At 65.6% G+C, this 12838-nt stretch carries 11 protein-coding genes; 6 read left to right on the plus strand and 5 right to left on the minus strand.

The window, feature by feature from the left end:
• Positions 1 to 59: 59 nt before the first annotated feature.
• The 5 genes from VGN46_RS11170 to VGN46_RS11190 form a co-directional block, all read right to left on the minus strand.
• Entirely contained in the window at positions 60 to 2108 is a 2049-nt protein-coding gene (locus VGN46_RS11170; RefSeq protein ID WP_331643740.1) for a sodium-translocating pyrophosphatase, read from the minus strand.
• 170 nt (positions 2109 to 2278) lie between these two features.
• On the minus strand, positions 2279 to 2674 hold the full coding sequence (locus tag VGN46_RS11175) for an RcnB family protein (RefSeq protein ID WP_331643742.1): 396 nt from the start codon (positions 2672 to 2674) through the stop codon (positions 2279 to 2281).
• 15 nt (positions 2675 to 2689) lie between these two features.
• Positions 2690 to 3130 (minus strand): RcnB family protein, encoded by a 441-nt coding sequence (locus VGN46_RS11180; protein WP_331643744.1) that lies wholly within the window; start codon positions 3128 to 3130, stop codon positions 2690 to 2692.
• A 139-nt stretch (positions 3131 to 3269) separates the two neighbouring features.
• Complete coding sequence (locus VGN46_RS11185) at positions 3270 to 4556, minus strand: amidohydrolase family protein (RefSeq protein WP_331643746.1); 1287 nt, start codon at positions 4554 to 4556, stop codon at positions 3270 to 3272.
• A 112-nt stretch (positions 4557 to 4668) separates the two neighbouring features.
• Entirely contained in the window at positions 4669 to 5934 is a 1266-nt protein-coding gene (locus VGN46_RS11190) for a 6-phosphofructokinase (protein WP_331643749.1), read from the minus strand.
• A 202-nt stretch (positions 5935 to 6136) separates the two neighbouring features.
• Between VGN46_RS11190 and VGN46_RS11195 the strand changes: the two genes are divergently transcribed.
• The 6 genes from VGN46_RS11195 (at position 6137) to VGN46_RS11220 (ending at position 12771) form a co-directional block, all read left to right on the plus strand.
• On the plus strand, positions 6137 to 6718 hold the full coding sequence (locus tag VGN46_RS11195; RefSeq protein WP_331643751.1) for an adenylate kinase: 582 nt from the start codon (positions 6137 to 6139) through the stop codon (positions 6716 to 6718).
• A gap of 46 nt (positions 6719 to 6764) precedes the next feature.
• Positions 6765 to 8123 carry a UDP-N-acetylmuramate:L-alanyl-gamma-D-glutamyl-meso-diaminopimelate ligase gene (gene mpl, locus VGN46_RS11200; RefSeq protein ID WP_331643753.1) on the plus strand — a complete coding sequence of 453 codons (1359 nt, stop codon included), beginning with the start codon at positions 6765 to 6767 and terminating at the stop codon, positions 8121 to 8123.
• Between the two features lie 10 nt (positions 8124 to 8133).
• A complete protein-coding gene (locus VGN46_RS11205; protein WP_331643755.1) occupies positions 8134 to 8736 on the plus strand; it encodes an LON peptidase substrate-binding domain-containing protein in 603 nt (200 codons plus the stop codon).
• 10 nt (positions 8737 to 8746) lie between these two features.
• Positions 8747 to 9562, plus strand: coding sequence for an NAD(P)-dependent oxidoreductase (locus tag VGN46_RS11210; protein ID WP_331643757.1), 816 nt, complete (start codon positions 8747 to 8749; stop codon positions 9560 to 9562).
• A 213-nt stretch (positions 9563 to 9775) separates the two neighbouring features.
• Positions 9776 to 11113 (plus strand): sigma-54 dependent transcriptional regulator, encoded by a 1338-nt coding sequence (locus VGN46_RS11215; protein ID WP_331643760.1) that lies wholly within the window; start codon positions 9776 to 9778, stop codon positions 11111 to 11113.
• A gap of 407 nt (positions 11114 to 11520) precedes the next feature.
• Positions 11521 to 12771, plus strand: a complete 1251-nt coding sequence (locus tag VGN46_RS11220; protein ID WP_331643762.1) for an acetylornithine/succinylornithine family transaminase — start codon at positions 11521 to 11523, stop codon at positions 12769 to 12771.
• Positions 12772 to 12838 lie beyond the last annotated feature (67 nt).

A 12838-nucleotide genomic window follows, 5' to 3' on the forward strand; every position in this document is an offset into this window, starting at 1 on the left:
ATGGGGAAATCGCGGCGCAGCCGCCACCCCCAAACGTGCTTGCGCGCGATGGGTGTGCCTCAGAGAAACGGAATCAACAACAACGCCACGATGTTGATGATCTTGATCAACGGATTCACGGCAGGCCCGGCGGTGTCCTTGTACGGGTCGCCCACGGTATCGCCGGTGACCGCCGCCTTGTGCGCGTCGGAGCCCTTACCGCCGAAGTGGCCATCTTCGATGTACTTCTTGGCGTTATCCCATGCACCGCCGCCGGTGGTCATCGAAATGGCCACGAACAGGCCGGTGACGATGGTGCCAATCAGTACGCCGCCCAGCGCCTGCGCGCCGGCTTCCGGGCCACCCAGCCATTTGAAGCCGAAGATCACCACTACCGGTACCAGTACCGGCAGCAGCGAGGGCACCAGCATCTCGCGGATCGCCGAGCGGGTAAGCAGGTCCACCGCGCGCGAATAATCGGGCTTGGTGGTCCCCTCCATGATCCCGGTGATCTCGCGGAACTGGCGGCGCACTTCCTCGACCACCGCACCGGCCGCACGGCCGACCGCCTCCATCGCCATGGCGGCGAACAGGTACGGGATCAGGCCGCCGATGAGCAGGCCGATGATCACGTAATGGTTGGAGAGGTCGAAGCGGATATCCGCGCCGCCAAAGTGCAGGTTGAGGTTGTGCGTGTAGTCAGCGAACAGCACCAGTGCAGCGAGGCCGGCCGAGCCGATCGCGTAGCCCTTGGTCACCGCCTTGGTCGTGTTACCCACCGCATCGAGCGGGTCGGTCACCCCGCGCACGTCGGCGGGCAACTCGGCCATCTCGGCGATACCGCCGGCGTTGTCGGTGATCGGTCCATACGCGTCCAGGGCCACCACCATGCCGGTCATGCTGAGCATGGCCACGGCGCTGATCGCGATGCCGTACAGGCCGGCCAGGGCGAATGAGCCCCAGATGGCCGCGCACACCGCCAGCACCGGCAGGGCGGTCGATTTCATCGATACCCCCAGGCCCGCGATGATATTGGTCGCATGGCCGGTGGTGGACGACTGCGCCACGTGGCGCACGGGTTTGTACTCGGTCGCCGTGTAGTACTCGGTAATCACCACCATGGCGCCGGTAAGTACCAGGCCGATCAGCGCACAGCCATACAGGCGGCCGGTGCCAAAGGCGCTATCCGCCATCAGCTGCTGGGTGATCGGCCAGAAGGCGATCGCAGCCAGCAGGGCCGAAACGAACACGCCGGCATACAGCGCATTCATGATCTTGCCGCCGCGTGTCTTGACGAAGAACGTGCCGATCACGGAGGCGACGATCGACGCACCGCCGAGCACGAGGGGGTAAAGAATGCCGTAGGGACCGACCTCCGCAGCCAGCACGCCACCCAGCAACATGGTGGCGATAAGGGTCACCGCGTAGGTCTCGAACAGGTCGGCGGCCATGCCGGCGCAGTCGCCGACGTTATCGCCCACGTTGTCCGCGATCACCGCCGGGTTGCGCGGGTCATCCTCGGGGATGCCGGCTTCCACCTTGCCCACCAGGTCGGCGCCGACATCGGCACCCTTGGTGAAGATGCCGCCGCCCAGGCGGGCGAAGATCGAGATCAGCGAGGAGCCAAAGGCCAGGCCGATCAGGGCGTGCAACACGTGGCCGCGCTCGTAGCCCAGGTGGGTGAGGATGCCGTAGTAGCCGGCCACGCCGAGCAGGCCGAGGCCCACCACCAGCATGCCAGTGACCGCACCACCCCGGAACGCCACCGCCAGGGCAGAAGAAAGGCCGCTCCTGGCGGCCTCGGCGGTACGCACGTTGGCACGAACGGAAACGTTCATGCCGATGTAGCCGGCCGCTCCCGAGAGAAGCGCCCCCAACGCGAAGCCGATCGCGGTTCCCCAATCGAGGAAGATGCCGATTAAGAGAAAGAGGACGATGCCGACGACGCCGATGGTGGCGTACTGGCGGTTGAGGTAAGCACGCGCGCCTTCCTGGATGGCGGCTGCGATTTCTTGCATTCGTTCGTTGCCTGGCGAACGCGCCAGGACCCAACTGACCGAAAACGCACCGTACAGAATCGCCACGACCGCACATCCCAGCGCGATCCATAAACCGTACTGCTGCAGCATCGAAGCCTCCCCGAATTGTGGGAGCCCATGCGGGGCTCACCCCGAGTATAGGCAGGGGAGGCGCGGAAACCCGTTGTGCGCTGCGGAATCGGTGTAGGAGCGCGCTTGCGCGCGATGGGGCTTGCGGCGTACCCATCGCGCGCAAGCGCGCTCCTACATGGAGGGGCCGCTTAGTTCTGCAACACGATGTCAGTGATGATGCCAGTGGCCACGGCGATCAGCAGGAACTGGCCGTCATTGTCATCGCGGACCCAGTGGTACCCGCGCGGCGGTTCGCGCAGGCGGCGGGTACGCCAGTCATCGACGACCACGACGCGGCCGTCGTAACGGTGGCCGCGCTGCCAGTCGTGGTGCGCATAACCTGGCCCGCGGTGGTCGTCCCGATGGTCGTATCGGTTGTCATAGCGATGGTCGTCCCGGTGATCGTCGCGGTGGTCATCCCGATGGTCGCGATCGTCGTGGTGGTCACGGTCGTCGTGGTGCGGCGGCGGCGGATCCCAGGCGAACGCCGGTGCGATGCTGCCTGCGGCGACGAGACAGAAAGCGAGTTTGCCCAGCATCTTCATAAGAGTGTCTCCGGTTTACCGAGTAGCGATGTCGAAGATGACGCCAGTCGCGATGGCGACCAGCAGGAAGTCGTTGTTCTCACGAACCCAGTGATACCCACGCGGCGGCGGGCGCAGGCGGTAGCTGCCGTAGTCGTAGACCACCACGTTGCGGCCGTAGTACCGGTGGCCGCGCTCCCAGTGGCCGTAATAACGCGGCGGCGGAGGCGGGCGGTGGTAATAAGCCGGGCCGTGCCCGTAGTAACCGCCGTGGCCGTAATAGCGCGGCGGCGGGGGCGGCGGACGATGGCCGTGCCAGCCGTTGTCGTGGTGCCAGTCACCACGGCGGCCGCGATTGTCATGACCATGGCGATCGCGGTCATGGCCACGGTCATGGTCGTGGTCCGGAGCGGCAACCGCCACCGAGGTAGCAGCAAGTGCCAGGGCGGCGAGGGCGGTGCGCAGGAGCGTTTTCATCACGGCTTCTCTCAGGTGACGATCCGCAGGAGGGGACCGACGATTCGCATCCTAGGAATGGAAACCTGAACGGAAGATCGTGCTTTTTGAAAGCCCCGCGAAAGCATTAAGTAACGCGACAGCAATGGGACGGGCGCGTTCAGTAAAGCGAGCCAGGCCGGAACTCAAGTGTCAGATTTGATGGGCTTTCCGGAAGGAAGAGCTCAGTGCGCCGTTCAGCTGAACGGGCGAGGATGTTGCCCCCGCGCACGACCAGAAGGCGGTGTGCTTTCAGCCGGATCGCCTCGTAGGTATCGCCCGCCTGCAGCAATACGCAATCGGCCGGGTTGCCCGGTGCGATGCCGTAACCCGGCAGGCCCAGCACGCGCGCCGCATTCGTAGTCACTGCATCGAAGCACTGCGCCACGCCAGCGGTCGAGGTCATCTGGGCGACATGCAGGCCCATGTGCGCCACCTCGAGCATGTCGCCCGAACCCATCCCGTACCAGGGATCCATCACACAATCGTGGCCGAAGGCGACATTGACGCCGGCCGCCATCAGTTCGGGTACGCGGGTCATGCCGCGCCGTTTGGGGTAGGTATCGTGGCGGCCCTGCAGGGTGATGTTGATCAGCGGATTCGCGATGGCATGCACGCCGGCCTCTGCGATCAACGGCAGCAGTTTGGATACGTAGTAGTTGTCCATCGAATGCATCGAAGTGAGATGCGAACCGGTGACGCGACCTTGCAGCCCGGTGCGTACGGTTTCCGCAGCCAGCGTTTCGATGTGCCGTGACCATGGATCGTCGGATTCATCGCAATGCATATCCACGCGAAGCCCGCGTTCCGCCGCCAGTTCGCAGAGCCAGCGGATGGATTCGGCACCGTCGGCCATCGTGCGCTCGAAGTGCGGGATGCCGCCGATCACCTCCACACCCATGTCGAGCGCGCGTACAAGGTTCGCTTTCGCCGTGGGCGAGCGCAGCAGGCCATCCTGCGGGAAGGCCACCAGCTCGAGGTGCAGGTAGGGCGCGACCTTGCGCTTCACCTCGAGCAACGCCTCGGTGGCCAGCAGGCGGTCGTCGCAGATATCCACGTGGCTACGGATCGCCAGCAGCCCTTGAGCCACCGCCATGTCGCAGTAGGCCAGGGCACGCTTTACCAATGCCTCATGAGTAAGCCCAGGCTTTAGCTCGCCCCACAGCGCGATACCTTCAAGCAGGGTGCCTGAGGCATTGAGCCGCGGTAGCCCTAGCGAGAGCGTGGCATCCATATGGAAATGCGCATCCACGAACGGCGGCGACACCAGCCGCCCCTGCGCATCGATCTCTTCCACGCCCTTCGCAGGCAACCCGGGCTGGACCGCCGCAAAACGCCCACCCTCGATACCGATATCGACATCCCTGCGCCCATCGGGAAGGGTGGCGTGGCGAATAATCAGGTCCATCGCAAGCTCCATCAACCAACCCCAGATAATACGGCACGCCCTGTAGGAGAGCGCTTGCGCGCGATGGGTGCTCGCGGCACGCTGGATCGCGCGCAAGCGCGTTCCTACAAAATCAGGCGGGGATGAATTTTTTTAGTTTCTTGGGGACGGAGGTGTTTTTCAGGGTCACGTAGATCGGCAGGCCATCTTCGCCGTAGGGCGGGGGCGCTTCACCCAGGATCAGCGGTGCCAGGTAACGTCGCGCGGCGGCGGTGATACCAAAACCATCCTTCGAGATGAAGGTCTTCGGCATCTTCTTTTCCTGGTTCGCGATCTTGTCGAGCGATGCCGCTTCGATCTTCCACTTATACGGGTCGTCCGACGTGCGCACGATCACCGGCATCACCGCGTTGAGGCCGTCGGCCGCGTATTCCACCGCCTTCCTGCCCACCGCGTAAGCCTGCTCCACGTCGACCTTGGCGGCGATGTGCCGCGCCGAGCGCTGCAGGTAGTCGGGCAGGGCCCAGTGGTACTTGTAGCCGAGCTTCTCCTTCACCAGCGAGGCGAGGATCGGTGCGGCGCCGCCGAGCTGGGCATGGCCGAACGCATCGCGGGCGCCGGTCTCGGCGGACTCGGCGAGGAACTTGCCGTCCGAACCCTTTACGCCCTCGGAGACGACCACGGTGCAGTAACCCACCTTCTCCACGGTGGCTTTTACCTTGGCGAGGAAGGCGGCCGGATCGAACACGTTTTCAGGGAACAGGATGATGTGCGGCGGATCGCCCGGCTTGTTGCCGGCGAGGCCCGCGGCCGCGGCGATCCAGCCGGCGTGGCGGCCCATCACCTCGATGATGAAGACCTTGGTCGAGGTATCCATCATGGAGGCGACATCAAGGCTGGCCTCGCGCACCGCGATGGCGGTGTACTTGGCCACCGAGCCGAAGCCCGGGCAGTTGTCGGTCACGACCAGGTCGTTATCGATCGTCTTGGGCACGCCGATACAGTTCACCTCGTAGCCAAGCGCGTGGCCGATCTTCGAGACCTTGTTGGCCGTATCGGCCGAGTCATTGCCGCCGTTGTAGAGGAAGGTGCGGATGTCGTGCGCCTTGAACACGGCGATCAGCCGCTCGTACTCGGCCCGGTTCTCCTCGAGCGACTTCAGCTTGTAGCGGCAGGAGCCAAACGCCCCGCCCGGGGTGTGCTTGAGGCCGGCGATGTTGGCCTTGGCCTCCTTGGTCGTATCGATCAGCTCCTCGCGCAGGGCGCCGAGGATGCCGTTGCGAGCCGCATACACCGGGATGCCCTTATCGCGGGCGGTCTCGATGACCCCGGCGGCGGTGGCGTTGATGACGGCGGATACACCGCCCGACTGGGCGTAGAGGAGCTTGCCGGCGGCCATGCTGCGGTTCCTTCTGAGGCGGTCGAAGGTCCGAGCGTACCCCGTCCGGCGTGCCCGTGGCTTGAAGGCGGCCCCTGCGGTGCGCTGCCACGGCGATGTGGCAGCCGTTTGACGGGGTGGCGCCCGTGCCGTTACCTTGGGACCCATTTTATTGTGCCCGGCGGCGGGGTTAGCCCTGCCAGCCCGGCAATCTGGAGCATCAATGCGATTCGTGCTTTTCGGCGCGCCCGGTTCGGGCAAGGGCACCCAGGCGACCCGCCTCAAGGAGGAGTTCGGCATTCCGCACATCTCCACGGGCGACCTGCTCCGCGGCGAGATCAAGGCGGAAACCGAGCTCGGCAAGAAGGCCAAGTCCCTGATGGACGCCGGCCACCTGCTGCCGGACGACATCATGCTCGGCATCATCGAGCACCGCCTCGCTGCCGCCGACGCCAAGCCCGGCTTCATCCTCGATGGCTACCCGCGCAACCTGGCCCAGGCCGATGCGCTGGATGGCGTGCTTGCCAAGATCGGCCAGCCGCTCGATGTGGTCATCAAGCTCGAGGTACCGTTCGAGGCCATCGTGGGCCGTTGCGAAGTGCGCTTCAAAGCGGAACACCGCCCGGACGATGAGCCGGAAACGGTGAAGAAGCGTCTCGGCATCTACGCCGACCAGACCGCCCCGGTCGCGGAGTTCTACGCCAAGCGCGGCAAGCTCAAGATCGTCGACGGCGTCGGCGAGCTCGATGACGTCACGGCGCGCATCAAGGCCGCCCTGAACAACGCTAGCGCCGCCAGCGCCTGATCCACCACGGGCCGGCGCCCCGCGCGCCGGCCGCGAGTCTTAAAGCATGCGCGTCCATATCCTCGGCATCGGCGGTACCTTCATGGGCGGCGTGGCCGCGCTCGGTCGCGAGCTCGGCCTGCAGGTCGAAGGCTCCGACGCCAACGTCTACCCACCCATGAGCACCCAGCTCGAGGCGCTCGGCATCGAGTTGATGCAGGGCTATACGGCGGAACACCTGCAGCCCGCGCCGGATCTCGTCGTGGTCGGTAACGCCATGACCCGCGGCAACCCGGCAGTGGAGTACATGCTCAACCAGGGCATGCGCTATATCTCCGGCCCGCAGTGGTTGGGTGAAACCCTGCTCGGTGGACGCGATGTGCTCGCTGTCGCCGGCACGCACGGCAAGACCACCACCACCAGCCTGCTCGCGCACCTGCTCGACCAGGCCGGCATGGATCCAGGGTTTCTCATCGGTGGCGTGCCCGGCAACTTCGATGTGTCGGCACGACGGGGCGGTGGCAAACCCTTCATCATCGAGGCGGACGAGTACGACTCGGCCTTCTTCGACAAGCGTTCGAAGTTCGTGCATTACCGCCCGCGCATCGCGATCCTCAACAACCTGGAATACGACCACGCGGATATCTTCCCCGACGTGGCCGCGATCCAGCGGCAGTTCCATCACCTCGTGCGCACGGTGCCTGGCAACGGCCGGCTTGTCGTCAACGCGGAAGATCCGTACCTGGCCGAGGTGTTGGCCATGGGCGCGTGGACGCCGGTGGAAACCTTCGGCATCGACGCCGGTGACTGGCGTGCCGAACTCATCGCTGCCGATGGCTCGCACTTCCGCGTTAGTCGCCACGGCGCGCTGCTCGGCGATGTGCGCTGGTCGTCGCTCGGCAGGCACAACGTCATGAATGCACTGGGAGCGCTCGCTGCCGCGACGGCCGCGGGTGCGGATCCGGTCGCGTTGCTGCCGGCGTTTGCCAGCTTTGCCAACGCCCGCCGTCGCATGGAAGTGATTGGCGATGCGCGCGGCGTCACCGTGTACGACGACTTCGCCCACCACCCCACCGCGATCGCCACCACGCTGGCGGGTCTTCGCGCAAAGGTCGGCAAGGCACGGATCCTCGTCGCACTCGAACCGCGTTCGAACAGCATGCGCCTCGGCGCGCATGCCGATGCCCTGGCGCCCTCGCTGGAGAACGCGGATGGCGTCGTCTTCCTGCAACGCCCTGAGCTTCCCTGGGATGCGGGCAAGGTCACTGGCGCCCTCGCTGGCCGGGGCGCCACCGTGCCGACGGTGGATGCACTGGTGACCACGCTCGCGGCACAGGCAGGTGAGGGCGACCACGTGGTGTTCATGTCGAACGGCGGCTTCGAAAACGCGCCGCGCCGCTTCTTCGACGCGCTGCGCGCAGGTTAGACTGGCGGGCATGGCTGCGACCACGCCCGCTCTCGACCTCCCCCTGTTCCCCCTGGCGAACGTTCTTTTCCCGGGCGGGCACCTGCCGTTGCGCATCTTCGAACCGCGCTACATCGACCTGGTGCGCGAGTGTGCACGTAGCGGCCGCGGCTTCGGCGTGTGCCTCATCCTCGAGGGGCGTGAAGCAGGCCAGCCGGCCATCCCCGCCGCAGTCGGCACGCTCGCCACGATCACGGATTTCCATACCCGCGACGATGGCCTGCTCGGCATCGTCGCCGAAGGCGGCCAGCGTTTCCGGGTCACCCGCACGCGCGTGCGCTCGGATGGCCAGGTGCGCGGCGACATCGCGCCCTGGCTGCCTGAAGAAGTCATTCCGGTGCCGGCCGAGTTCGGCCTGCTCACCACCATCCTCGAACGGCTCGCTGATCAGATGGGGCCGCCATGGCGCCAGGATGTCGCCGGCCGCGCCGATGATGCCAGCTGGGTCGGCTTCCGCCTTTGCGAACTGCTGCCGCTGGATCCCAACGAATGCCAGCACATGCTGGAACTGGACGATCCACTCCAGCGCCTGGCCGAACTGCGTGACATCCTCCCGCGCTTCCAGCGCGCCTGAGCACACCGCCATGACCTCGCTCGCCGGGAAGACCTTGTTCATCACCGGTGCCTCGCGTGGCATCGGCCTCGCGATCGGCTTGCGTGCCGCGCGCGATGGGGCCAACGTCGTGATCGCCGCAAAGAGTGGCGTGCCGAACCCACGCTTGCCCGGCACCATCCACACCGCCGCCGCCGAGATCGAGGCGGCGGGAGGCAAGGCGCTGCCCTTGAAGGTGGATATCCGTGAGGAAGCCGAAGTGCGCATGGCGGCCGCCACGGCAGCCGAGCGCTTCGGCGGGATCGATATCGTGGTGAATAACGCCAGCGCGATCTGGCTGGCGGGCACCGAAGACACCCCGATGAAGCGCTTCGACCTGATGCACCAGGTGAACACGCGCGGCACCTTCCTGGTCACCCAGGCCTGCCTGCCCTTCCTCAAGGAGGCGGCAAATCCGCACGTGCTGATGTTGTCGCCGCCGCCGAGCATCGATCCGCACTGGTTCGCCCCGCACGTCGCGTACACCATCGCCAAGTTCGGGATGAGCCAGTGCGTGCTGGGCATGGCGCCCGAGTTCGCGCCGATGGGCGTGGCCGTGAATGCGCTTTGGCCGAAAACCGTCATTGCCACGGCAGCCATCGCCATGATCGATGGCGTAAAAGCCGAAAACTGCCGTACCCCCGAGATCGTGGCCGACGCGGCCCACGCGATCCTCACCCGCCCCGCCCGTGGATTCACCGGGCATTTCTGCATCGATGAAGCGATCCTGCGTGAAGAAGGTGTGACGAACTTCGATCACTACGCGGTCACGCCGGGTCAGCCTCTACTACCTGACTTGTTTCTCTAGCAAGCGCGAAACGCCATCTAAACCGCTGTGTGAGCTAGCCCGTTTGGTGTATGGCCGGTTTTTGCATGCCGGGGTAACGTCGGTTTGTCGCCCCTGGCATGACATGACAGAGGGCGGTGTGGGGCTTGCCGGTCTGCAGGGGTGCCGGCGGCGGGTCCAAGGGTGAACCCGCTACAGCCGGCAGCAGGCCACTGAACGGTTTGAGGAGCAGGCATGTCACGCGGGGAATCGACGGGGCGATGCGTCGTCTGGGTAGGAAGACCGAGCGTTGAAGAACACTTCGGACTGATTCGGGCCGGCTGGCGTACGCTGGTGGCCGATCCGGCACGGCTGGATACGATCTTGCCCGAGTGCGGAGACACGGCGATCGCCGTGGTCGACCTGCGCGCGAGCGCCCACGCCGCCGTGCGCGTCCTCCAGGAACTTCGTGACACCCATCCGGGCCTGGCCTGGATCGGGCTCACCGGCCAGCGCACGCCTGCGAACGACCCTTCCATCCAGCATGTGTTGCCGCAGGCCTTCGAACTGATCGATGGCACGTCCTCGCTGCAGGCGCTGCGCCAGGCGTTGCAGCGCGTCCCGGCGGATGGCATCCCGGTCCTCGACGATGACCAGCCCAGCGTCATGACCGGGAACAGTCCGGCCATCCGGGCACTTTCTCAGAACATTCGTAAGTTCGCTCCGGTCGAGCTGCCGTTGCTGATCACCGGCGAGACCGGGACCGGCAAGGAAATGGCTGCGCGGGCGCTGCACCAGCTCTCGGGCCGCCACGAAAAGCCCTTCGCCGCCATCAACTGCGGGGCCTTGCCGGCCAACCTCGTGCAGTCCGAATTGTTCGGTCACGAGCGGGGTTCCTTCACCGGCGCTACCGCGCGGCGTATCGGTCACTTCGAGTCCGCCGATGGTGGCACGGTTTTTCTCGATGAAATCGGCGACCTGCCGCTTGATGCCCAGACCAACCTGCTGCGCGTGCTCCAGGAAGGCACCATCGAACGCATCGGCAGTTGCCAGTCGATCAAGGTGAACGTGCGCGTGCTTGCCGCGACCCACGTGGACCTCGAAAAGGCGGTCGCCCAGGGTCGCTTCCGCGAGGACCTGTTCTACCGGCTCAACGTCCTGCGCCTGCGCATGCCGCCGTTGCGTGAGCGTAACGGGGATATCGAGCTGCTGGCTCAGTACTTCCTTGATGCATTCCGCGAGAGCTACGGCACCCGTGCGCGCGCCTTCAGCACCGCGGCGCGCAAGGCGATGAACGCCTTCACCTGGCCCGGCAACGTCCGCGAACTCATGAATCGCGTGCAGCGTGCGGCGGTGATCGCCGACGATGCGCTGATCACGCCCGACGATCTCGAACTCAATGCGGATCTGCCCGGGCTTGATCGCGATAGCCTGGGCAGCGCCCGCACCTCGGCCGAGCGCGAGGCCATCGTCGATTGCCTGCGCGCGAGCGCCTTCAACATCAGCGAATGCGCGCGCCGGCTGCGGGTATCCCGCGTGACTGTGTATCGCCTCTGCAAGAAGCACCAGCTGGCCCTCGATCAGTTGCGCTAGCGGCTCCCGTGCGCGGAAAAGAAAACTCCCGGTCCTCTGGGGGACCGGGAGTTCCCATTCGTCGTCCGGCTTGGCAGGGTCGTCGGGCGAGCGAACACCGCGGGCTTCGTGGAGCCTCCCCCTAAGCGGAGCAAGCCGCATGCCACCCCGGGCTGGCTTTGATTCGCAAGGAATTTTCCTTTCGTGGGCATTTCCGGGTCGTTCATCGGCTGTAGCGTTGTGTAACAAGCCGTTACAGCAACGGAACAGCCGTTGTCGGCCGGGCCCGTGCCTTATACGATGGGGATCCCCACGGCGCACCGTCGCCGCCGGGCATCGGATCGATGTCGGACCGCAGAACGTACCGTGCGATTCCATCCGTTCCTGTTTGGGGCCAGGCGCTGCGGCCGGGCCCGGGAGTCGTTGTCATGTCGTCGCATCCTGTCGAACCCTCCGAGCTGATCGGCCTGGGCAAGCGCTATTGGCTGTCGGTTTACCGCCCCCGTGATGTCGTCCTCGACCACGGTAAGGGCGCGCGCGTGTGGGATACGGAAGGTCGCGACTATCTCGATTTCGGTGCCGGTATCGCGGTGAACGCGTTGGGCCACCAGGAGCCCGACCTAGTCGCGGCACTGGTCGCACAGGCGGGCAAGCTGTGGCACGCCAGCAATGTGTTCTGGACCGAGCCGCCGTTGCGCCTTGCCGAAGAACTGATCGAGCATGCGCCATTCGCCGATCGCGTATTCCTGTGCAATTCCGGTACCGAAGCGAACGAAGCCGCGATCAAGCTCGTACGCAAGTGGGCCGCGGGCCAGGGCCGCGCGCCGGAAGATCGCGTCATCATCACCTTCTACGGCTCGTTCCACGGCCGCACGCTCGCTTCAGTCACCGCGACCGCGCAACCGAAATACCAGGAAGGGTACGAGCCGTTGCCGGCGGGCTTCCGCTATGTGGCGTTCAACGATGAAGCCGCGCTGGAAGAAGCCTTTGCCAAGGGTGGCGTCGCCGCGGTGATGATCGAGCCCGTGCAGGGCGAGGGCGGTGTCACGCCGGCCGCGCCGGGTTTCCTGAAGAAGATCCGCGAGCTGTGCGATGCGCATGACGCATTGATGGTGCTCGACGAAATCCAGTGCGGCATGGGTCGTACCGGTACGCTGTTCGCGCACACGCATGACCATGTCACGCCGGATATCGTCACCCTGGCCAAGGCACTCGGCGCAGGTTTTCCGATCGGCGCCATGCTGGCCGGCCCGAAGGTTGCCGATGTCATGCAGTTCGGTGCGCACGGCACCACGTTCGGCGGCAACCCGATGGCGGCCGCGGTGGCTCGCGTGGCGTTGCGTAAGCTTTCGTCGCCGGAGGTGTTGCTCAATGTCGAGCGCCAGTCCAACGATATCCGCAAGGGTCTGGAGAAACTCAACCACGAGTTCCACCTGTTCTCGGAAATCCGTGGTCGTGGCCTGATGATCGGCGCCGCCCTCAACGATGCCAACAAGGGTCGCGCCGGCGAAATCCTCGACATCGCCGCCGCCCACGGCCTGCTCATCCTGCAGGCCGGCCCCGATGTGCTGCGCATCGTCCCGCCGCTCAACATCACCGACGAAGAAACCCACGCCGGCCTCGAACGCCTGCACGCCGCGCTGGCGGAGTTCGCCAGCCGCGAAGCCAAGGTAGCCTAACGGCCAACCACTTGTAGGAGCGCGCTTGCGCGCGATGGGTGCTTGACGTAACCCCCATCGCGCGCAA

It is taken from the genome of Luteibacter sp. (assembly GCF_036500425.1).
In the GTDB taxonomy this organism is placed as follows: Bacteria; Pseudomonadota; Gammaproteobacteria; order Xanthomonadales; family Rhodanobacteraceae; genus Luteibacter.

Coding starts and splice junctions, on each gene's coding strand:
- VGN46_RS11190 (WP_331643749.1), bottom strand. CDS start 5,934: ATGGCCGCCGGCAAGCTCCTCTACGCCCAGTCGGGCGGTGTATCCGCC.
- VGN46_RS11210 (WP_331643757.1), top strand. CDS start 8,747: ATGACCTCGCTCGCCGGGAAGACCTTGTTCATCACCGGTGCCTCGCGT.
- VGN46_RS11170 (WP_331643740.1), bottom strand. CDS start 2,108: ATGCTGCAGCAGTACGGTTTATGGATCGCGCTGGGATGTGCGGTCGTG.
- VGN46_RS11215 (WP_331643760.1), top strand. CDS start 9,776: ATGTCACGCGGGGAATCGACGGGGCGATGCGTCGTCTGGGTAGGAAGA.
- VGN46_RS11220 (WP_331643762.1), top strand. CDS start 11,521: ATGTCGTCGCATCCTGTCGAACCCTCCGAGCTGATCGGCCTGGGCAAG.
- mpl (WP_331643753.1), top strand. CDS start 6,765: ATGCGCGTCCATATCCTCGGCATCGGCGGTACCTTCATGGGCGGCGTG.
- VGN46_RS11185 (WP_331643746.1), bottom strand. CDS start 4,556: ATGGACCTGATTATTCGCCACGCCACCCTTCCCGATGGGCGCAGGGAT.
- VGN46_RS11195 (WP_331643751.1), top strand. CDS start 6,137: ATGCGATTCGTGCTTTTCGGCGCGCCCGGTTCGGGCAAGGGCACCCAG.
- VGN46_RS11180 (WP_331643744.1), bottom strand. CDS start 3,130: ATGAAAACGCTCCTGCGCACCGCCCTCGCCGCCCTGGCACTTGCTGCT.
- VGN46_RS11175 (WP_331643742.1), bottom strand. CDS start 2,674: ATGAAGATGCTGGGCAAACTCGCTTTCTGTCTCGTCGCCGCAGGCAGC.
- VGN46_RS11205 (WP_331643755.1), top strand. CDS start 8,134: ATGGCTGCGACCACGCCCGCTCTCGACCTCCCCCTGTTCCCCCTGGCG.